This window comes from Streptomyces sp. NPDC004609 (genome assembly GCF_042873655.1).
In the GTDB taxonomy this organism is placed as follows: domain Bacteria; phylum Actinomycetota; class Actinomycetes; order Streptomycetales; family Streptomycetaceae; genus Streptomyces.
Genome location: NZ_JBIALS010000025.1, coordinates 1 through 20383 on the forward strand (window position 1 = coordinate 1; position 20383 = coordinate 20383).

Below are 20383 nucleotides of genomic sequence, written 5' to 3' on the forward strand. Positions count from 1 at the left end.
CGAGGGCGACCCTCCGCCTTGCGATTGCACGCACCGGACGCCGCAGGCCCCGCCCTCCGGGCGGACGGCGCTACTTTCGATACACGCCCTAGGCCCCGGTCCCGGCTCCGGCCGCGGAACCCGGTCCCCGCAAGGGTCCGGAGGCTTGGAGCGGGGTTGGGGAGGGGCCTTCCCACGGGCCGCGGCGAGGGGTCCGCAGGGCGTCCCGGGAGGGCCCGGGAGGGGGACACGGAGGCTCTCACCACAGGACATCACCCTCCGTTCATCCATCCGTCGTCCTGTGACATGGCATGGCGGCGGGTGTTCGAGGGAATATCCCTTCCAGGTCGACGTCCGATCCACGAACGTCGTATCTCAGTGGGCGGCCCTACCGCCCACCCGGGAGGCCCTTTGCACACGAAGGAACGCACCTGCCGTGCGGACCGCGAGGAGGGCCGGAGCTCGGCCCGTGCACTGCGGCCCGAAGCCCGGCTCCCCTCCCGCCTCGGGCGGGGAGGATTCCCCGCCCGTCCTCGGCGGGGGCCCTGGCCCGCGACGGCATCGGTCCGTCGACCTCTTCCGAGGGGGTACGTCCTTCCGTGGTGAACAGCAGCACTAAGCGCCGGATGCCCGACAGGCGCACTTACGTTCTCGACACCAGCGTCCTGCTGGCCGATCCGAACGCCCCGACCCGATTCGACGAGCACGAAGTGGTGCTCCCGATCGTGGTCATCACGGAGCTGGAGGCCAAGAGGCACCATCCGGAACTGGGTTACTTCGCCCGCCAGGCACTGCGCCTGCTGGACGACTTCCGCATCCGGTACGGACGCCTCGACGCACCCATCCCCCTGGGCGACCTGGGCGGCAGCCTCCGGGTCGAGCTGAACCACTCCGACCCCGGGGTTCTCCCCGCCGGCTTCCGGCTGGGGGACAACGACTCACGGATCCTGGCGGTGGCGAGAAATCTCCAGGCCGAGGGGTACGACGTCACCGTCGTCTCCAAGGACCTGCCCCTGCGCATCAAGGCGTCCTCGGTCGGTCTGCTGGCCGAGGAGTACCGGGCGGAACTGGCCATCACCGACTCCGGCTGGACCGGTATGGCCGATCTGCCGCTCTCGGCCGAACAGGTCGACCTCCTCTACAGCGAGGAGACGCTGTTCGTCCCCGAGGCCGCCGAGCTGCCCGTGCACACCGGACTGGTCCTCCAGTCCGAGCGCGGCAAGGCGCTCGGCAGGATCACGGCCGAGGGCAATGTACGGCTGGTGCGCGGCGACCGTGAGGCGTTCGGCATCCACGGCCGCAGCGCCGAGCAGCGCATCGCCCTCGACCTGCTGCTGGACCAGGAGGTCGGGATCGTCTCGCTGGGCGGCCGGGCCGGCACCGGCAAGTCGGCGCTGGCGCTCTGCGCCGGGCTGGAAGCCGTCCTGGAGCGCCGGCAGCACCAGAAGGTGATGGTCTTCCGTCCGCTGTACGCGGTGGGCGGGCAGGAGCTGGGCTATCTGCCCGGCACCGAGGCCGAGAAGATGAGCCCCTGGGCCCAGGCCGTCTTCGACACCCTCTCGGCGGTCGCGGGCCGCGATGTGATCGAGGAGGTCCTCGGGCGCGGCATGCTCGAAGTCCTGCCGCTCACCCATATCCGGGGCCGCTCGCTCCACGACGCGTTCGTCATCGTCGACGAGGCGCAGTCGCTGGAGCGGAACGTCCTGCTGACGGTGCTGTCCCGGATCGGGGCCAGTTCCCGGGTCGTTCTGACCCACGATGTGGCCCAGCGGGACAATCTGCGTGTCGGCCGGTACGACGGAGTGGTCGCCGTCGTTGAGAAGCTGAAGGGGCATCCGCTCTTCGCGCATGTCACCCTCACCCGCTCCGAGCGCTCGCAGATCGCCGCGCTGGTGACCGAAATGCTGGAGGACGGCCAGATCTGACGTATCTGGGCCGTTTGCACAAAAAGCAGGTGACGCCGCCCCGGCAAAGCGCATGACTCTAGCGGGGCGGCGTCCTGTTGTGCGGCTCATTCCATGAAAACCCCGGGGCAAACTGCGTGTGAGCTTTCACACGCAATGAATAATTGCCTTGCGGCGTCCCGGTCCGGCAAAGTCTTGCTTCCGTCAGGCCCCGCACACGACACATACGCACCACCCGTGGTGCACCGCACCACCCACAACTCAAAAACCGCCGTCGTGTTGCCGCCCGCGAGCTTCACCGGCCGCTCCCGCAAGGGATGCCGGCCACGGGCCCGCGCCTCCTGTGACCCAAGCAGTGGGAGGCCAGCGCCAGGGGCACGATTCGCCCGCGGGGTCACCTGTGCGGGTGATGCTGGAAGGAAACCGTGTGAGCCGGATCTCGGTCCGGGGATTCGCCGTGGCGTCCGCCACCGCGGTCACCACCGTCGGAGCCGTTGTGGGCGTTGCCTCGGGCGACCCCCAGTCCTCGGGTGACAACCTTGAGGCAGCCGCTTCCGACGCGACCCTCCTCGCGGACATACCGCTGGGCCAGATGGCCCAGGTGCAGTCCCTGTCACTGGCCGAGCAGGCCGGCGCACAGGCCGCCGCCGCCGAATCGACGGCCCAGAAGTCGGCCGAGGAAGCGGCCCGGATCCAGGCGGCGAAGACCGCCGGGGAGAAGAAGGCCGCCGCCGAGGCGAAGGCCAAGAAGGAGCGCGAGGCCAAGGCGGCCAAGGAGCGCGCCAGCCGTGCCTCCGGGGGCGGGCGCGACGCCTCCAGCTTCCCCGCGAAGGGGTCCTACACCATCGCCGAGGTCAAGAGCATGGCCCGGCAGATGATCCCCGCCGACCAGTTCCAGTGCTTCAGCAACATCGTGGAGCGCGAGTCGGGCTGGCGCTACACGGCACAGAACCCCTCCTCCGGCGCCTACGGACTCGTCCAGGCGCTGCCGGGTTCGAAGATGTCGTCGGCGGGCGCCGACTGGCGGACCAACCCGGCGACCCAGATCAAGTGGGGTCTCAAGTACATGAACAGCCGGTACGACAGCCCCTGCGGCGCCTGGTCGTTCTGGCAGGCCAACCGCTGGTACTAGGGCGTGTTGCGACACCGGTTCCGGTAACACGTACCGGAACCGGCCGACGCTCAACTTCACGGAGCCCCTCACCGTCCATACGGTGAGGGGCTCCGTCGTGTGTTGTACCGTCGTCGGTCCCGGAGTCCCGGGGGGAGTCATGGGGGGAAGAGGAAGCATCATGTCGAGACTGCCGGGGTGGCTCGCGGGGCTGGGCGCCGGGCTCACACGCTTGTCCGAGCGCCTGGAGGAGCGCGGTGACGAGGACACGGACGACGGCGGCGACCCGCGTGACAAGGACGGCGGACACAGCACCGGAGCCGGGGCCCGGTCCGCGCCCGCCGGAACCCGGTCCGAAGCCGACCGCACCGACTCCGACTCCGACTCGGGCCCTCGGCCCGGCCCCGCTCCGGACCCTGAGAGGGGTCCCGGTCCCGCTCCGGACCCTGAGCCCGGCTCGGCGTCCGCACCCGGGCCCCGGGCCGACCCCGCGGCCGTCGCCGCCCCTGCCGGGCCCGGCCGCAGCGCCCGCGCGGACAGCGTCCCCGCGCCTCCCTCGTACGCCCCCGCCGTCGCGGCCAGGCCCGACCCCGTCTCGGCGATCCCGTGGGGCATGCGGGTCGCGGCCGAGGCGGGCTGGCGGCTGCTCGTCCTGGCGGGCACGCTCTGGGTGCTGACACGGGTCATCAGCGAAGTGCGGCTCGTGGTCCTCGCCTTCACCTCCGCGCTGCTGATCACCGCGCTGCTCCAGCCGACCGTGGCCCGCCTCCGGCGCCTCGGCATGCCGCGCGGGCTCGCCACCGCGGTCACCGCGGTCGCCGGATTCGTCATCATGGGCCTGGTCGGCTGGTTCGTCGTCTGGCAGGTCATGGAGAACCTCGACAATCTCTCCGACCGGGTCAGGGACGGTATCGACGAGCTGAAGCGCTGGGCGCTGGACAGCCCGTTCCATGTGACCGAGAGTCAGATCAACGACATCGCCGAGAACCTCAGCGAGACCATCGGCACCAACACCGAGGAGATCACCTCGGCGGGCCTCCAGGGCGTGACCGTGATGGTGGAGGTCCTCACCGGGATACTGCTCGCGATGTTCTCCACGCTCTTCCTGCTGTACGACGGGAAGCGCATCTGGCAGTGGGTCCTCAAACTCGTTCCGGCGCAGGCGCGCGACGGCGTCGCCGGGGCGGGGCCGCGCGCCTGGCGCACCCTGACCGCCTATGTGCGCGGCACGGTGATAGTGGCCCTGATCGACGCGATCTTCATCGGTCTCGGCATCTATTTCCTCGACGTTCCGATGGCCGTGCCCCTCGCCGTCTTCATCTTCCTCTTCGCCTTCATCCCGCTGGTCGGCGCGGTCATCTCGGGCGCGCTCGCCGTCGTCGTCGCGCTGGTCACCCAGGGCCCGTTCACCGCACTGATGGTGCTGGTCGTGGTGCTCGCCGTGCAGCAGATCGAGGGCCATGTCCTCCAGCCCTTCATCCTCGGGCGCGCGGTGCGCGTCCATCCGCTCGCCGTGGTCCTCGCGGTCGCCGCGGGTGGTCTCACGGCCGGGATCGGCGGCGCGGTGGTGGCGGTTCCGCTGGTGGCGGTCACCAACACCGTCGTCGGATATCTGCGGGCGTACGGCAAGGAACAGGCGACGCGCGACACGGCCCCGCCGCACGGCGCGACCGCGGTCGGCGCGTCCCCGGCGGCGCCGCGCGGCCCCGCCGTGGCACCCGCCCGGACCGCCCAGGAGGAAGAGTGATCTCCGAGCCCGAACTCGTCGACGACGGTGACCCGTCGCCCCGGCCATCGGCGTTCCGGCCGGACGTCCCCGGCCCGCGCGGGCCCGCCGGCCCCGGGGAGTCCGCGCCGGAGCCGCTGTTCCCGGACGACGAGGAGAAGCCGCCCCGTGAGCGCCCGCCGCTGCGGGCGTGGCTGTGGGGGCTCGGGGGAGCGGCGGCGGCCTCGGCCCTGTGGGCGGGCGGGCTGTACGCGTACGAGGTGTACGGGAACCACGACCCCGACACCGGGACGTACCGCACCAGCCGCAATCTCTGTCTGGACGCGGAACTGAAGTCGCTGCGGGCGGCCTACGGCAAGGTCCAGACACCGCAGTCCGATGTGTACGAGGACCGGGCCCTGGAACGGGCGGTCTGCTCGGTCAGCTTCCTGCGGTCCGGCTCGGCTCCGGCGGGGAACCCCGAGGCGAGCGCGTTCGTCCGCTACACCCTGCACAAGAAGACCGACCCCGGCCCGGAGTTCACCGCGAACGCCGCGTCGGAGAACATGTACGGGGGTGAGGACTCCACGGTGACGAGGCTCGACGGCCTGGGGGAGCGCGCCTATGTCGTCATCAGCTACGGCGTGCCCACGTTCCACGTCCTGGACGGTCAGGCCGTCCTCACCGTGGTCTTCGACCCCGGTGACGCAGGGAACGGCGAGGCGTCGCGGGCCGCGGGGGCCGCGGAGACGAGGTCCCATGTCATCGAGGACATGCGGGCGCTGATGAAGAAGCTCAAGAGCTGACGGAGCATCGGCCGGTGATGCGCCCGCCCGGTGAGTCCCCGGCCCGCGGGACCGCCGACCGGCCCGCGTGTCCCGCGGAACCGAAGGTCCCCCCGGGCGACCGGGTCCGGCCCGGCCGCTCCCGGCGGGCGGTTCCGCTCGGCGGTTCCGCGCCGGCCGTTGACCGGACGGCCTGTCCCGGACCGGTGGATACCGTAGGGAATCCTGCGTACGCGGTGACGTGGGTACGAGCCGCGCGAACGCCCCCGAAGTGACATCCCGGTATCCGGATTGAACACTTCCGGTCCGGCCGATGAAGAACGATTCGATCGTGGCCGGAAAGAAGCTGTGCCTGGCTAGCGTCCGGTCGTATGAAACGCATAAATACAGCGGCCGGGCTCTGTCTCGGCCTGCTGTTCCTCATGCTGGGCACAGGCGCCCAGCCGGCGGCGGCGCATGTGTCGCGCGAGCACGCCGAACTCGTCGTCGCCACCGGTGAGACGGTCACCAGCGGCCGTCTCGTCGTCCACAAGGACGTCGTGTCCCCCGTGCAGGCCGGCGCCTGGGCCGCCGGACTGCTCTCCGCCGGCTGCCCCGCCACCGGCGCGGGCGTCCCCGGCGACAACGGCGGCATCCCCGGCGGTGTCGTCGTCGAACTGGCCTGGAGCTGCCAGGTCGACTCCCTCGATCTGTCCGCGCTGCTCGCCGAGGGCGGACTGACGCAGGTCGTCACCGAGTTCGACGGCACCACCGTCGACGCCACGGCCGCCACCCCGCTCGTCGACGTCCGGGGCGTGCACGCCCTGCCCGCGTTCCCCTGGGCGACCGTCGCGCTCGTCACCGCCGCCGGTGCCGTGCTGGTGCTCGCCGCCTGGCGGCTGCCCGCCCTCGTCCGCGGGATGCGCACCGGCGGCCGCGGTGCACGCCGCTTCAAGCTCGCCACCGCCGGCGCCGTGGCCATCGCCTCGCTGGCGCCCCAGGCCGCCTTCGCCGCCGACGGCCCGGAGACGGCCACGGTCAACGTCAAGGGCACGGTCTTCAAGGACGCCAACGGCAACGGCAAGCGGGACAAGGGCGAGCGCCCCATGCCCGGTGTCGACGTGACCGACGGCGCCGTCTGGGCCACCACCCGCTCCGACGGCTCGTACGCCATGGACATCGACCCCAAGCGGCGCGAGACCGACCTCGTCCACATCGTCTCCCCGGACGGGTACACACCCGTGCTGCGCGAGGACTACATCCCGGCCTTCTTCCAGAAGGTCCCCGAGGACGGCGCCACCGGCGTCGACTTCGCGCTCGTACCCGACCGCAACGCCAAGAACCCCACCGAGAAGTGGGTCATGAGCTCCGACATGGAGGTCGGCAACCGCGACGACGCCGAGGGCAAGCGCGCCCTGCCGCGCTGGACCGGACAGGTCGAGGCCATGTCCGAGGTCGACGGCGCGACCATGCAGATCTCGACCGGCGACCTCACCGTCACCGACTACGCCGCCGAACCCCGCCGTCAGGCCGGTTACGACATCTTCAGCAAGGGACTGGAGGAGGGCGGGCTCGGCCACCCCTTCTACCCGGTGATCGGCAACCACGACTTCGGCGGCACCGCCGTGTCCAAGGGCTACGCCGGCAGCATGGAGTACTGGCGGCGCAACCTCGGCCCCGAGTGGTACAGCTTCGACCGCAACGGCCGCCACATCGTCGTCCTGGAGGACAACTACGACGCCAGCGGGCTCAAGCCGCAGCTCGAATGGCTGAAGCGCGACCTCGCCCGCAATGCCGTCGGCAAGCAGGTCTTCGTCTTCGCGCACCGCTCCCTGTTCACCCAGTGGGGCCCCGGCGCGGGCATGCAGCCCACGATCGACGAACTCGCCAAGTACGACGTGCGGATGGTGGCCGCGGGCCACAACCAGCAGTCCGAGTTCCGGCGTGGCGCGTTCAAGCGGTCCGTCGAGGTCAACAACCAGGGCACCTACGGCATCGACGGCGCCCGCCCCGACTACAAGGTCCTCGACTTCAGCGGGATCACCGACGACCCGAAGACCCGCAAGAACGAGGACACCGGGTATGTGTCCGGCATCCACCGCCAGTTCGAGGTCGACGACGACTCCGCCCTCGTCAGCCCCGCCAAGGGCAGCGTCCACGGCGCCAAGGCCCGGGTACCCGTCGAGGTCTACGCGGAGGACGACGGCCGTACGCCGAAGAAGGCGACCGTCACCGTCAAGGACTGGCGCGACAAGGTCGTCAGGACCGAGAACGTCACCTTCGGCAAGAACGCGGCCAGGACCGGCCGCGAGAACTGCTACACCGCACCCGGCGGCGAGGCCGAGCCCTGCCCCGAGGCCCGCGGCGCCTGGACCCGTGCCGGCGGAGAGCTGAAGGGGCTGCGCCCCGGCACGTACAGCGCCGAGGTACGCGTCTTCGACACCCGGGGCAAGGAGTTCCCGCGCCAGAAGTCCACCTTCCGTGTCGTGCCCGACAAGGACCTGGAGAAGGTGCGCGACGGGCAGGACTGGCTGCGCCAGGGCGGCGACGAGGCCGGCCGCTCCGCGAGCGCCGACGACCCGGGCGCCCAGCTCGACCTGAAGTGGACGCAGCACACCGGTGAGCAGTTCAACCTGAACGGCTCCGTCGTCCAGGACGGCAGGCTCATCGTCTCGTCCCGCGCGTTCGACTCGCCGTACAGCATGATGCTCGCCTACGACATCGCGTCCGGGCGCGAGCTGTGGCGCACCTACCTCGACGGCGACGCCGAGTCCGCGCCCACCGTGAACGGCGGAACGGTCTATCTGACCACCGGCGTCGGCCGGGTGTACGCACTCGACGTCACGACCGGCAAGGTCGTGTGGGAGTCCATCGACCGCGAGAACAAGGCGGGCGACACCGTGCGCCGCTACGGCCGCGCGGGCGGTCCGGTCAGCGTCTTCGACGTGGCCGCCGACTCCGGCCAGGACAAGCGCAAGGTCGCGGTCTACCAGGACTGGAACACGATCCGCTGCCGTGACGCCGCCACCGGCACCCTGCTGCCCGGCGGCTTCGGCGCCGCGGCCTCGTGGGGCCAGACCCACAGCACGGCGATCCGCGAGCCCGGCTCCAACACCGCCTACCTGCACTCCTCGTCGAGCAACACGGTCCTCGCCATGGACCTCACGACGTGCAAGCAGCTGTGGGTGAAGGACACCGCGGGCGACATCGACAGCCACTCCTCGCCCGCGCTCACCGACCCGGCCTCCGGTCCGGCGCAGCTCGTCACCCACACCGCCTGGGGCACGCGCGGCCACGACCCGAAGACCGGCGCGGTGACCTGGGAGTCCAAGCTCGGCGGCGGCAGCGTCTGCGAGCCGGGGCGCGCCCCGCTCACCAGCCCGGCCACGTGGGGCTCGGTCGCGTATGTCGCGGGCCGTGACGGAGTCGTGCGCGCGTACGACACCGGCGCGTCCGACCCGGCACGGCCGCTGTGGGAGACCAAGGCGGGCCACCTCCCCGGTGAGAGCCCGCTGGACGACAAGTGGCGGGTGGCCTCCGGCTGCTCGACGGCGGGCGAGGGCTCGCCCACCATGCACCCGCTGGCGACGAAGACCCACCTGTACGTGGGCACCTGGGACGGACGGCTCCTCGTCCTGAACCGCGCCACCGGGAAGCAGGTCGCCTCCTACGACCTCGGTGCGGGCGTCGCCTCGGCGCTCTCCATCAGCGGTGACCGCGTCTTCGCCCTCACGGACGACGGCACGGTCCACGCGCTGGCCGCACGCCGGTACTGAGAGGCGGCACCACCGTGCGATCACTGCGCGCCGGGGTGCTGCTCGTCCTGACCGCCGTCTCCGCGCTGCTGTCCGGCAGCGCGGGGGCGGCGCAGGCGCAGCCCGCGCACCCCTTCGGTACACCCCCTGTCGTACGGATCGAGGCGACCGGTACCACCGTCGACGCGGTCTGGTCCGCGCAGGCGGACGACGTCGCCGTGCTGAGGAAGCAGCCGGCGGGCTATCTGCGCTCCCATGTCGTCGTACGCCAGGACGGCCGGCCCTGCCCGGTGGAGCGCGAGGAGGGGCTGGAGCTGAGGTTCGGCTGCCCGGAGCCCGTGGAGCGGATCGACCTGACCGTCACCGCGCTCACGGACGTCGATTCCGCCTACCGCACGCTGTCCGTGACGGACACGGGCGGCGGGGGACTGCACACGGCGGGGGAGCCGACCCGGACGCTGGACCTGGGGTCGGCGCCGGACGCGGGAGACGGCGCTCCGGACGGCGGGGCCTGGGCCTGGACCACCGATCTGACCGCCCTGCTCGACCATGAGGCCGCCCTCCCGGTGGCGCTGCTGATCTCGGCGGCGGTGGGGGCGCTGCACGCCTGTGCCCCCGGCCACGGCAAGTCGCTGGCCGCCGGGTATCTGGTGGGCGGCCGGGGCCGTCCGCGGGACGCGGTGTGGCTGGGCGGGATCGTGGCGGTGATGCACACGTTCTCGGTCGCCGTCCTCGCGGTGGGCTGGTGGCTGGCCGCGACCGGCGCACCGGACATCGAGGCGCTGACGGGGTGGCTGCAACTGCTGGCCGCGCTGGTGGTGGCGGGGGTCGGGGTGAGTCTGCTGCGCAGACATCTGAAGCAGCGGACCGCGCACGGTCACGGTCACAGCCATGGTCCTGGTCACAGCAATGGACACGGGCACGGGCACGGTGATGTGCCCAGCCGTCGCGACGGCTCCCCCTCCGGTCATGCGCCCACCCGTGCCCGCACCCATGTCCCGGCCGCCGCGAGGGTGGGAGGCGGAGCCGCCGGCGCGCCGGGCCGCGACCACGCCGTCCATGGCCACGACCACCACCACGACGGGCCCGGCCATGGGTCCGGTCACGGTCACGACGGCGCCCACGGCCCTGCGCACGACCACACCCACGGCGACCACGGGCACAGCCACCACATCCCCGACGCCCCGTCGCTGCTGACCTGGCGCGGCCTGCTGGTCCTCGGAGCGTCGGGCGGTCTGCTGCCGTCGCCGTCGGCCTTCCTGGTCCTGCTGACGGGACTGCTGACCGGCAAGGTCGTCATCGCCCTCGCCATGGTGGCGGCGTTCGGCGCGGGGATGGCGCTGACGCTGACCGCCGTCGGTCTCGTGGTCCTGCGCGGCCGGGACGCGCTGCTCGACCGGATCTCCCGCTCGCCGGGCCTGCGGGCCTGGGCGCTGAGGATTCCGCTGATCGCCGCGTCCGGCGTCGTGGTGGGCGGGACGGTGGCGTCGGTGCTGGCGGCGGGCAGGCTCCTGTCGTCCTGAGCGCGTACGCGGAAGGGCCCGTACGGCAACTGCCGTACGGGCCCTTCCCACTGCTCCGACCGGTGAACCGGACGCATCGCCGGGTGAGGAACCGGACGCCGCGCCGGGCGGTGGTCAGCCGGCGAGCGCGGCCTCGGCGTCGAGGGTCGCGCCGACCGCCTGGACGACGGCGGCGATCTTGAACGCCTCCTGGATCGTCTCGCGGTCCATCCCGGCCTTGCGGAGCACCTGCTCGTGCGAGTCGAGGCACTGTCCGCAGCCGTTGACGGCGGAGACGGCGAGCGACCACAGCTCGAAGTCGACCTTCTCCACACCCGGGTTGCCGATGACGTTCATCCGCAGACCGGCGCGCAGCGTCCCGTACTCAGGGTCGGAGAGCAGATGCCGGGTCCGGTAGAAGACGTTGTTCATCGCCATGACCGCGGCGGCCGACTTGGCGGCGGTGTACGCCTCCGGGGCGAGGTTGGCCCTGGCCTCCGGCTCCAGCTCACGTAGCGCGAGGGCGCTGCGCGAGGCGATCGCGGTGGCGAGGACCGTCCCCCACAGCTGCTGCTGCGTGAGCTTGTCGTTGTTGCCGATGACCGAGCCGAGGTTGAGCTTCAGGTCCTTGGCGTAGTCCGGTATGGCGGACTTCAGGCTGTCGAGCGACACGGTCACTCACCCGCCAGCAGGGCGACCGGGTCCAGGGTGTTCTCGCCCTTGCTCCAGTTGCACGGGCACAGCTCGTCGGTCTGGAGCGCGTCGAGGACCCGCAGGACCTCCTTGGGGTTACGGCCGACGGAGCCCGCGGTCACCATGGTGAACTGGATCTCGTTGTTCGGGTCCACGATGAACACCGCGCGCTGGGCGAAGCCGTCCTCGCCCTCGATCCCGAGCTCGCGCATCAGCTCGTGCTTCGAGTCCGCCATCATCGGGAAGGGCAGGTCGCGCAGGTCCGCGTGGTCCTTGCGCCAGGCGTGGTGCACGAACTCCGAGTCGCCCGAGAAGCCGAGGATCTGCGCGTCACGGTCGGCGAACTCGTCGTTCAGCTTGCCGAAGGCGGCGATCTCGGTGGGGCAGACGAAGGTGAAGTCCTTCGGCCAGGCGAAGACGACCTTCCACTTGCCCTCGTAGGACTTGTGGTCGATGACCTCGAACTCCTTGCCGCTCTCCAGGGAGACGCAGGCAGTGAGCTCGAAGGTGGGGAACTGGTCGCCGACAGTGAGCACGGTGTTACTCCAGGGTGCTGAGGGTTTGGACAAATGCACCATGTCATATCGGCGATCACGGGTGAAATCGATCAATCGGGTCAGTGTGATCCGATGGTCCGATCAATCGTGAAGGGGTGGCGGGACGGGGCTCCGGCGCGCCTCTCCGGCATGCCGTGGGCCCGCCGCGCCCGCCGCGCTGAAGGGGCGCGCGGCGGGCGGCGGGGTCACGTCTCCACGGTCCACCGGCGGCGGAGGGCGCTGCCGGCGGGGGTGGCGGGTATCGCCGGGGGATTACTTGACGCGGGTCATGACCGAGTCGTAGCCGCCGCCGCCCGGGTAGACCCAGCTCCCGGACAGTACGTCGCCGTCCGCGCTGAACGTGCCCCGGAAGTACGCCGGGGACCCCTTCTCGCCGCCCCAGATCGTGAGGGTGTCGTCTTCGAGTTCGTAGACGTAGTCGAAGGTGTTGCCCTGGCTGTCGTAGAAGCGGGACTTGATGTCCTCGCCGGGCTTGTCCGCGCCGAACAGCTTCTCGCGGCCGATGACCTCGAAGCCGGTCACCCGCTCGCCGTACTGCTCCATGTCGATGTCCTGGAGCAGGAAGAAGCCGCCCTCCAGCCAGCGGTAGGTGACGGTGCCCTCGGTGCCTCCGGTCACCCGCCACGAGCCGATGAGGCGGTCCAGCCGCCGGACGTGCTCGTCGGGCTGGGGGGCGCTGGTGGCGGTGTTCTCGGTCATGGCGTGCTCCGCTCCTGTGTGCTGTGGTCGCCGTCGCTGCGACGGCGCCCGTATGACGGGCGGTCGCGGCGAAAGGAATCGGCGAGCCGAAGTGACCTGGGTCACACGGCTGTGTTCAGTCCCGGACGGTGAGGCCCAGGCCGAACGCGGGGAGCAGCTCGGGGCCGAATGTGGTGATCTCGGCGATCCGGTCGCCCTCGACGCGCAGGACGTCGATGTTGACCGCGGTGAAGACCTCCTCGCCGGGGCGGCGGACGTAGTTCGCCACGGCGGGCTGGCGGTTGACCGCCAGCGGTACGGAGTGCCAGGTGCCCCACGCCTCCTCGCCCTCCAGGACCGGACGCCACATGTCCAGGATGGCCGCGCGCCCCTGGAACACCAGGTGCGCGGGCGGCATGGTCTGGCGGGCGTGCTCGCGCAGCAGCTCCGTCAGCTCCGACAGATCCCCTTTCTGCGAGGCGGTGATGTAGCGCTGGAGGAGCGAGCGCTCGGCCGCGCTGGGGGTGGTGGCGGCGCCCCATTCCGAGCGGCGCTCGGGCAACTGCTCCCGCAGGGTCGCGCGGGCCCGCTGGAGCGCGCTCTTGACCGAGGCGACCGTCATGTCCAGATCGTCGGCCGTCTCCCGCGCGGGGCGGCCGACGACGTCGCGGAGGATCAGCACCGCCCGCTGCCGGGGCGGCAGATGCTGGATCGCCGCCAGGAACGCCAGCTCCACGGTCTCCCGGGCGATCACCACCGCGTCCGGCTCACCGCTGCCGGGGGACGCCAGATCCAGGAGCGCGTCGGGATAGGGCTCCAGCCAGGTGACCTCCGCGAGCGCGGAGTCCGCCGGGCCGCCGGCGCTGTCCACCGCCATCGCGACCTCACGGCTGCGGGCGGGCCCGGAGAGGAAGTCCAGGGTGGCGTTGGTCGCGATCCGGTACAGCCAGGCCCGGAACGTCGACCGGCCCTCGAAGGTCTCCCGTCTGCGCCAGGCCCGCAGCAGTGTCTCCTGCACCAGGTCCTCCGCGTCGGTGAAGGATCCGAGCATCCGGTAGGTGTGCACCCTCAGCTCGTGCCGGTAGCGCTCGGCGAGTTCGGCGAACGCGGTCTCGTCCCCCGCGCGGATCGCCGCCGCCAGGGAGTCGTCGACCGCCCGGCCTCCACCGCCCGAGCCGCCCATGCGCTCTCGCCTCCGTCGTCGGGGTTCGTCCGGAACCCCTCGCCGGGGCCCCTCCACAGGATCTGACGCCAGGATCCCCGCCGCCCGTTGCCTCGCCCGCGCGGACGGCCGCGGTGATGGCCGAACGCCGGGCCGGCCGCCGTCGGTTCCCCATCGCCGTCGGGCGGACATGCGATACGGCAGAACGGATTAAAATCGGACACAGTGATCGAAGGAGCATATCAATGGCTGGGATAAGCCGGGCGAAGCAGCCCAGTCTTGTGCAGTTGCGTGCCTTTGCCTCCGTCGCCGAGCATCTGCACTTCCGTGACGCGGCGGCGGCGATCGGGATGAGCCAGCCCGCGCTCTCCGGGGCCGTGTCCGCGCTGGAGGAGACCCTCGGCGTCCGGCTCGTGGAGCGTACGACCCGCAAGGTGCTGCTCTCCCCGGCCGGGGAGCGGCTGGCGGAACGCACCCGGACCGTGCTGCACGCGGTCGGGGAGCTGATGGAGGAGGCCGACGCGCTGCGCGCTCCCTTCACCGGGGTGCTCAGGCTCGGAGTCATCCCGACCGTCGCGCCCTATCTCCTGCCCACCGTGCTGCGGCTGGTCCACGACACCTACCCGGAGCTGGACCTCCAGGTGCACGAGGAGCAGACGTCCTCCCTGCTGGAGGGCCTCGCGGCCGGGCGGCTGGACCTGCTGCTGCTGGCCGTGCCCCTCGGGATGCCGGGCGTCACCGAACTTCCGCTGTTCGACGAGGACTTCGTCCTGGTCACTCCGGAGGGGCACCCGCTCGGCGGTCAGCGGGGGATCGCCCGTGAGGAACTGCGGGAGCTGCGGCTGCTGCTGCTCGACGAGGGCCACTGTCTGCGGGACCAGGCGCTGGACGTCTGCCGTGAGGCCGGGCGGCGGGACGCGCCCGTGAGCACGAGCGCCGCCGGGCTGTCCACGCTGGTGCAACTCGTCGCGGGCGGGCTCGGGGTGACCCTGCTGCCGGAGACCGCCGTGGCCGTGGAGACCCCGCGCGGCGGCGGGCTGCGGACCGGGTACTTCGCCCCGCCCGCCCCCACCCGCCGGGTCGCCCTGGCCATGCGCACCGGCGCGGCGCGGGCCCCCGAGTACGAGGAGCTGGCGGAGGCCCTGCGCACGCGCCTCATCGATCTCCCGGTCCGTCTGGTGCCCGCCTCGCCCTAGGGTCCGGGATCCGGGCGGGAGTCCCGGGTCCCGTCGGTTCGGTCGGGGGAAGCGGGTCCGGCCGGGGGTGTCCATCCCCAGCCGAGCTCGACCGAACGGCGGCATCGGCCGGCTTCGTCTCCCGCGCTGGTGAACAGCGCGGTCAGCAGGGGCACGCCGTGGGCGAGCGTCTCGTGCGGCAGGGGGCCCGTGGCGACGAGTGAGGCGAGGCCGTGACCGATGGTCCAGCTCTGTGTCGCCAGCTCCAGTGAGTCGACCTCGTCACGGAAGCGGCCTGTCGCCCTGGCCCGTTCGACGGCCCGGACCAGACAGTGCAGGGTCTCGTCCGCGGCGCCGGCGTCTTCGAGGCCGAAGCCCGCGTCGAACATGACGCGGTAGAGATCGGGGCTCTCCAGGGCGTTGGACAGGTAGGCGGCCCCCAGGGCGGCGAGGTCGCGCACCGGGTCCGCCGACATCCCGACGGCCGCGAGTTTGGCGGCCAGGCGGATGAAGCCCTCCTGTCGCAGTGCTGTCCACAGGCCGTCCATGCCGCCGAAGTAGGTGTAGACGGCCATCGTCGACACGCCGGTGTCGGCGACCAGGGTGCGGAGCGTGACCGGCTGCCTCGTCCTCAGCATCTGCGCGGCCCGGTCGAGCAGCAGGGAGCGGACCGCCGGATCCTTCGTCCTCGCCATGGGCCCCACAATACATAGCAACGTTATGCTTTCATGGGAGTGCTGGTCCCGTTGACCTCGACGCCAGGAGAAGACGCCGAGAGGAAGACGCCAAGAGGAAGAGGCCGTTCATGTCCGTGACGCTGGTCAATCCCGAGGGCTTGCCGAAGCCCGACGTCTACCGGCAGCTGTCGGTCGCCACCGGATCGAAGCTGGTGTTCCTCGCGGGGCAGGTCGCTCGCGACGCCGACGGCCGGCCCGTGGGCGAAGGAGACCTCGCCGCACAGGTCGAACAGTGCTATCTCAATGTCGCCACCGCCCTGGCCGGGATCGGCGGCTCCTTCGACGACGTGGCGAAGCTGACCGTCTACGTCGTCGACTGGAGCCCCGAGAAGATGCCGCTGCTGGGCGAGGGGGTGGGCCGCGCGGCGGCGAGACTCGGCATCGACCCGGTCAAACCGATCACCCTGCTGGGCGTCGCGGCCCTGGGGGAACCGGACCTCCTGGTCGAGGTCGACGCCACCGCGGTCATCGCGTAGCCGCACCTCCCCGGCCTGGCGCGCGCGTTGTACCGGGCCTGCTCGGCGGAGGGGCCGCACCGATGACGAGTAGGCGGTGCTGGAGCCGCCGCCACCGAAGCGCGACAACCGGCGCGGCCGGTGGCGCGATCACCGGCAGGCGAACCGCGGGGTGTTCCCGGATGAAGCGGTACGGCAGGGGAGGCCCGGGCCGTCCCACGGCGGGCCGGCCCTCGGGATCCACGGTGCCGCGGAGGGCCGGCCCGTCGTATCCCGCCCATCGCGCCGGGCGAGGGCCGACGCGCTTCCGCCGCCTCTGCTCATCGCGCCGGGCCGACGGCACCCCGTTCGAGGCGGTCACGGACCGGATCCGAGCCACCCGTGCGGAGCCCGCCGGCCGCGGACGGAGGGCACCCCGGGCCGGTACGGAAGCGGGCCCGTACGGAGGCGGGGGCCGTCCCGTACCCGTACGAAGGCGGATCCGTACCCGTGCCGGTTCCGTCTACTCCGTACGCAGACCGTCCGGCCGCATCAGCCTCAGCAGCGCCGGCATGCTGAGGGCCGTCACCAGGAGCACGACCCCCGCCGCGATCCCCGTCACCCCGAAGACACTCGCCCAGTCGATGCGGAACGGCACCCCGACCATGCTCAGCAGCACCGCTCCCAGGGTCACGCCCACCAGCACCGCCAGCACCAGACCGAGCGCGATCGGCAGGGCCGCCTGCCACAGCACCGACAGACACAGGGTGCGGCGGCGCGTACCGAAGGCGACCAGGGAGGACAGCAGCTTCCTGCGCTCGCGCAGCTGCTCCAGCTGGGAGACCAGGATGCTCGCCCCGATCAGCATCAGCACACAGGCCGCGCCCGCGAAGAGACCGGTACGGACGGCCTTGAACCGCCCGGACTCCCGGGTCGCCTCCATCGTCTGCGCAACGGTCAGCGCATCGGCCCTCGCCACCGTGTTCCGCACCAGGTCGTAGACGTCCGGGACCGACCGGTCCAGCTCGATGTAGATCCGGCCCGCCATCGCGGACGCCGCGCCCGCCGGCACGGCGCCCGGCGTGGCGAGGACCCCGCCGCGCGCGTAACCGCTCGGATCGTCCCTCCCCTTGGCCACCTTGAGGCCCTGGGGCATCACCCAGGCCACGTCGGCGCCCTTGACCTCGGACGTCGACGGGTCGACGTACAGCGTCCGTCCGGGCCTCGCCTCCTCACGGGTGTAGTCGCCGGTCTCCCCGTCGCCGACGACGAAGACGTCCCCCTCCCGGCAGGACGGCAGCCGGGCCACCTCCCGCAGGGCCGCGCAGGTGCCGACCGTGAGCTCCAGCGAGCCCTCGGGGGCCGCCCGGCCCAGACCGCCCACCCGGAGCGCGGTGGTCCGCTCGACACCCCTGGTCGCGGTCAGACCGCGGTCCATGTCCCGGAGCGACGCCGACGTGTCCGCGTACACCTGCATCTGAGCGCGCGACACATCCTGGCCCGTCAGCTCCGTGTAGTCGTCCTCGACGCCGGCGAACAGCATCTGGAGGGCGATGGCACCGGCCACCGCGACCGCGATGCCGTTGACCATCCGGGCCGCCGTGCCGCTGCTCAGCTGGAGCCGGCGTACGGCGAGCTGCCAGGACACCGGACCCGGGCCGAGCCGGGCCACCACCGCCTCCACCACCCAGGGCAGCAGCGCCGTGACCCCGACGAGCAGCAGCAGCGTGCCGCCGACGACCAGATTCTCGCTGAAGTACCCGCCGGACGAACCCTGGCCGATCATGGGGGCGAGCAGCAGCAGCCCGAGGACCGGCAGCAGCAGCCGCCACCACAGCCGGCGGCGGCGCGGCCGGGTCGTACGGACCACACCGAGGGGCTCGATGACGACCCCGCGCAGCGCGAACAGCGTCACCGCGACGGCCGCGGCGGGAACCAGCACGGCCACCAGCGCCACCAGCGCGGGCGCCGGAGTGAGATCGGCGGGGAAGACACTGATCCCGAAGAGTTCGATCCGCCCCGCCAGCCGCCGGGCCACCAGGAAGATCCCGGCCCCGACCAGCAGCCCGAACAGCGCCCCGGCCATCGCCTCGCCCGCCGCGATCCGGCGGGTCATCCGGCCGTCCGCGCCCACCAGCCGCAGGGCGGCCAGCCTGCGGTCGCGCCGCTCACCCCCGAAGCGCACCGCGGTGGCGATGAACACCGCGACCGGCATCAGCAGTGCCACGAGCACGACCAGGACGAGGAGCATCAGGATCGGGTCCAGCGGCGCACGGGGGCCGGTGGTGCCGAAGAAGTCGATCCGCTCGACCGCGCCCGCCGTGATCTCCGCCGTGCCGAGGGCGTGGTGTCCCGCGTAGTAGGTGAGCTCCAGGGGCCCCTGGAGACCCTCGTCGGCGATGGTGCCGGCGATCCGGTACGGCAGCCGCTCGCGCAGCAACTCGCCCTCGCCGGACCTCAGCAGCCGGTCCAGGGCGGGCGAGACGTACATCTCGCCGTCGCCGGGGTACGCCGGGATCCCCGGCGGGAGCGGCGCGCGCGGGCCCTCGGGGTGGAACAGCCGCCCGCGGATCCCATGGGAACGGTAGTCCGTGCTCGTATCGGCGACGACGACGGTGTCGTCCGCCCTCGCCATGGGGACGGAGCCGTAGGTGAGGTCCTTGCGGCCGTCCTCCCGCTCCTTGCGTTCCGCCAGCGCGCTCGGCAGCGCCGTGGTCAGCATCAGCAGGGACACCCCGAGTCCGACGCCGACGGCGGTGAGCACGGTGCGCACCCAGCCCTCCCGCCCTCCCGTGACGACGAAGCGGACGCCCATGGCCAGATCCCGCGTCCAGCCGCCACCGCGCCCGGGGGGCGGGATGTGTACGGGGGAGGCGGGCGGGCTCGGAACGCGCGTGCCGGCGCTCACGCCGTCCGCTCCATGTCCCGTGACCTGCCGTCGCGTACGACGATCTCGCGGTCGGAGTAGGCGGCGACCCGGGCCTCGTGCGTGACCAGGACGACGGCCGCGTTCGTGGAGCGCGCGGCCTCCGTCAGCAGTTCCATCACCCGTTCGCCGTTCAGGGAGTCGAGGGCGCCGGTCGGCTCGTCGGCGAACAGCACCCGCGGGCCCGTGACCAGGGAACGGGCGACCGCCACCCGCTGGCCCTGACCGCCGGAGACCTCGCCGGGCCGCTTGTCCGCCACATCGTCGACCTCCAGGCGCCGCATCCAGGTCAGCGCGGCCCGCTCGGCCTCCTTGCGGCCGGTGCCGCCCAGACGCAGCGGCAGCGCGACGTTCTCGACGCAGGTCAGTTCGGGCACCAGCTGCCCGAACTGGAAGACGAAGCCGAACTCGCTGCGGCGCAGCGCGCTGCGCTCGGCGTCGTTCATCGCGCCCATCTCCCGGCCCTGATAGGTGATCGAGCCCGAGTCGGGCGTCACGATCCCGGCGAGACAGTGCAGCAGCGTGGACTTGCCGGAGCCGGAGGGGCCCATGACGGCGACGACCTCGCCCGGACGGATCGAGAACCCGGCACCGTCGAGCGCGGGGGTCGTTCCGTACGACTTGCGCAGCTCCGTGGCGATCAGCAGCGGACCGGAGGGAGTCATCCGCGCACCTCCCGGGCGAGCTTTCCCAGGCGCGCGGCCGTGAGTTCCAGCCAGCGCAGATCGGCTTCCAGATGGAACAGCGCGTGGTCGCAGATGAGCTGGTCGGCGAGATCGCCGTGCCGCTTGCGCTCGGTGAGGGTCCGCATCATCCGCAGATGCTCGGCGCGCTGGACGTCGAGGAGGTCGCCCGCGTCGCGGTCGGTGAGCAGGGCGAGGACGACCTTGGTGTAGAGGGTCGACTGGAGATACGGCTCCGGCTTCTCGGGCGCGGCGAGCCAGCGCCCGACATCGGTGACACCGGCCTGGGTGATCGCGTACCGCTTGCGCTCCGGTCCGCCCCCCGCCTCGATGCCGTCGACCTCGACGAGGCCGTTCTTCAGGAGCCGGGACATCGTCGAGTAGACCTGCCCGTAGTGCAGGGGCTTGTCGTGACCGAACTTCTCGTCGAAGGCCCGCTTGAGGTCGTAACCGTGGCGGGGGCCGGATTCGAGGAGGCCGAGGAGTGTGTGACCGATGGACATGCCGGAGACTATACGCGGTGTGTATACACCGTGTGTATACCTGCGGGGACGCGGTCGTCCCGGTCGTCTCCCGGCCGCCGTCCCCGGCTGTCGTTCCGGCCCCGTCGCGGGGTTC

16 protein-coding genes are annotated in these 20383 nt (G+C 71.9%); 8 read left to right on the forward strand and 8 right to left on the reverse strand.

Going from position 1 to position 20383, the window contains the following annotated elements; genetic code table 11:
- Positions 1 to 581: 581 nt before the first annotated feature.
- From ACFYT4_RS23530 to ACFYT4_RS23555, 6 genes are all read left to right on the forward strand, one after another.
- Entirely contained in the window at positions 582 to 1904 is a 1323-nt protein-coding gene (locus ACFYT4_RS23530) for a PhoH family protein (protein ID WP_389272287.1), read from the forward strand.
- Positions 1905 to 2310: 406 nt separating this feature from the next.
- Complete coding sequence (locus ACFYT4_RS23535; RefSeq protein WP_389272290.1) at positions 2311 to 3015, forward strand: transglycosylase SLT domain-containing protein; 705 nt, start codon at positions 2311 to 2313, stop codon at positions 3013 to 3015.
- Between the two features lie 160 nt (positions 3016 to 3175).
- The gene (locus ACFYT4_RS23540) at positions 3176 to 4741 is read left to right on the forward strand and encodes an AI-2E family transporter (protein ID WP_389272293.1); all 1566 of its coding nucleotides are present in this window, start codon (positions 3176 to 3178) and stop codon (positions 4739 to 4741) included.
- Positions 4738 to 5505 carry a hypothetical protein gene (locus ACFYT4_RS23545; protein WP_389272297.1) on the forward strand — a complete coding sequence of 256 codons (768 nt, stop codon included), beginning with the start codon at positions 4738 to 4740 and terminating at the stop codon, positions 5503 to 5505. Before ACFYT4_RS23540 ends, ACFYT4_RS23545 begins: the two co-directional genes overlap by 4 nt.
- Positions 5506 to 5855: 350 nt before the next feature.
- Positions 5856 to 9239, forward strand: coding sequence for a PQQ-binding-like beta-propeller repeat protein (locus tag ACFYT4_RS23550; protein ID WP_389272300.1), 3384 nt, complete (start codon positions 5856 to 5858; stop codon positions 9237 to 9239).
- Positions 9240 to 9253: 14 nt separating this feature from the next.
- Positions 9254 to 10741: a hypothetical protein gene (locus ACFYT4_RS23555; protein WP_389272303.1), complete on the forward strand. Its 1488-nt coding sequence runs from the start codon at positions 9254 to 9256 to the stop codon at positions 10739 to 10741.
- 114 nt (positions 10742 to 10855) lie between these two features.
- Here the strand turns inward: ACFYT4_RS23555 and ACFYT4_RS23560 are convergent, their stop codons facing one another.
- From ACFYT4_RS23560 to ACFYT4_RS23575, 4 genes are all read right to left on the reverse strand, one after another.
- Positions 10856 to 11392 carry an alkyl hydroperoxide reductase gene (locus ACFYT4_RS23560; RefSeq protein WP_389272306.1) on the reverse strand — a complete coding sequence of 179 codons (537 nt, stop codon included), beginning with the start codon at positions 11390 to 11392 and terminating at the stop codon, positions 10856 to 10858.
- 2 nt (positions 11393 to 11394) lie between these two features.
- Entirely contained in the window at positions 11395 to 11949 is a 555-nt protein-coding gene (locus tag ACFYT4_RS23565; protein WP_389272309.1) for a peroxiredoxin, read from the reverse strand.
- Positions 11950 to 12222: 273 nt separating this feature from the next.
- Entirely contained in the window at positions 12223 to 12669 is a 447-nt protein-coding gene (locus ACFYT4_RS23570; RefSeq protein ID WP_389272313.1) for a hypothetical protein, read from the reverse strand.
- A 115-nt stretch (positions 12670 to 12784) separates the two neighbouring features.
- Positions 12785 to 13831, reverse strand: a complete 1047-nt coding sequence (locus ACFYT4_RS23575) for an RNA polymerase subunit sigma-70 (protein WP_389272316.1) — start codon at positions 13829 to 13831, stop codon at positions 12785 to 12787.
- 224 nt (positions 13832 to 14055) lie between these two features.
- Here ACFYT4_RS23575 and ACFYT4_RS23580 point away from each other — a divergent pair, with 224 nt between their 5' ends.
- Complete coding sequence (locus ACFYT4_RS23580) at positions 14056 to 15006, forward strand: hydrogen peroxide-inducible genes activator (protein ID WP_389272319.1); 951 nt, start codon at positions 14056 to 14058, stop codon at positions 15004 to 15006.
- Here the strand turns inward: ACFYT4_RS23580 and ACFYT4_RS23585 are convergent.
- Positions 15003 to 15680, reverse strand: coding sequence for a TetR/AcrR family transcriptional regulator (locus ACFYT4_RS23585; RefSeq protein ID WP_389272322.1), 678 nt, complete (start codon positions 15678 to 15680; stop codon positions 15003 to 15005). The two genes, ACFYT4_RS23580 and ACFYT4_RS23585, sit on opposite strands and share 4 nt — an antisense overlap.
- A gap of 110 nt (positions 15681 to 15790) precedes the next feature.
- Here ACFYT4_RS23585 and ACFYT4_RS23590 point away from each other — a divergent pair, with 110 nt between their 5' ends.
- Positions 15791 to 16198, forward strand: a complete 408-nt coding sequence (locus tag ACFYT4_RS23590; RefSeq protein WP_389272325.1) for a RidA family protein — start codon at positions 15791 to 15793, stop codon at positions 16196 to 16198.
- 481 nt (positions 16199 to 16679) lie between these two features.
- Here ACFYT4_RS23590 and ACFYT4_RS23595 read toward each other — a convergent pair whose 3' ends face one another.
- From ACFYT4_RS23595 to ACFYT4_RS23605, 3 genes are all read right to left on the reverse strand, one after another.
- On the reverse strand, positions 16680 to 18971 hold the full coding sequence (locus ACFYT4_RS23595) for an ABC transporter permease (RefSeq protein WP_389272581.1): 2292 nt from the start codon (positions 18969 to 18971) through the stop codon (positions 16680 to 16682).
- 89 nt (positions 18972 to 19060) lie between these two features.
- A complete protein-coding gene (locus ACFYT4_RS23600) occupies positions 19061 to 19747 on the reverse strand; it encodes an ABC transporter ATP-binding protein (RefSeq protein WP_389272328.1) in 687 nt (228 codons plus the stop codon).
- Entirely contained in the window at positions 19744 to 20268 is a 525-nt protein-coding gene (locus ACFYT4_RS23605; RefSeq protein ID WP_389272331.1) for a PadR family transcriptional regulator, read from the reverse strand. The genes ACFYT4_RS23600 and ACFYT4_RS23605 overlap by 4 nt, the downstream gene beginning before the upstream one ends.
- Positions 20269 to 20383: the final 115 nt, after the last annotated feature.

Bases quoted from the DNA above. Each gene is read 5' to 3' on its own strand.
- ACFYT4_RS23550 (WP_389272300.1), top strand. From the start codon at position 5,856: ATGAAACGCATAAATACAGCGGCCGGGCTCTGTCTCGGCCTGCTGTTC.
- ACFYT4_RS23580 (WP_389272319.1), top strand. From the start codon at position 14,056: ATGGCTGGGATAAGCCGGGCGAAGCAGCCCAGTCTTGTGCAGTTGCGT.
- ACFYT4_RS23590 (WP_389272325.1), top strand. From the start codon at position 15,791: ATGTCCGTGACGCTGGTCAATCCCGAGGGCTTGCCGAAGCCCGACGTC.
- ACFYT4_RS23570 (WP_389272313.1), bottom strand. From the start codon at position 12,669: ATGACCGAGAACACCGCCACCAGCGCCCCCCAGCCCGACGAGCACGTC.
- ACFYT4_RS23605 (WP_389272331.1), bottom strand. From the start codon at position 20,268: ATGTCCATCGGTCACACACTCCTCGGCCTCCTCGAATCCGGCCCCCGC.
- ACFYT4_RS23585 (WP_389272322.1), bottom strand. From the start codon at position 15,680: ATGGCGAGGACGAAGGATCCGGCGGTCCGCTCCCTGCTGCTCGACCGG.
- ACFYT4_RS23600 (WP_389272328.1), bottom strand. From the start codon at position 19,747: ATGACTCCCTCCGGTCCGCTGCTGATCGCCACGGAGCTGCGCAAGTCG.
- ACFYT4_RS23540 (WP_389272293.1), top strand. From the start codon at position 3,176: ATGTCGAGACTGCCGGGGTGGCTCGCGGGGCTGGGCGCCGGGCTCACA.
- ACFYT4_RS23575 (WP_389272316.1), bottom strand. From the start codon at position 13,831: ATGGGCGGCTCGGGCGGTGGAGGCCGGGCGGTCGACGACTCCCTGGCG.
- ACFYT4_RS23595 (WP_389272581.1), bottom strand. From the start codon at position 18,971: ATGGGCGTCCGCTTCGTCGTCACGGGAGGGCGGGAGGGCTGGGTGCGC.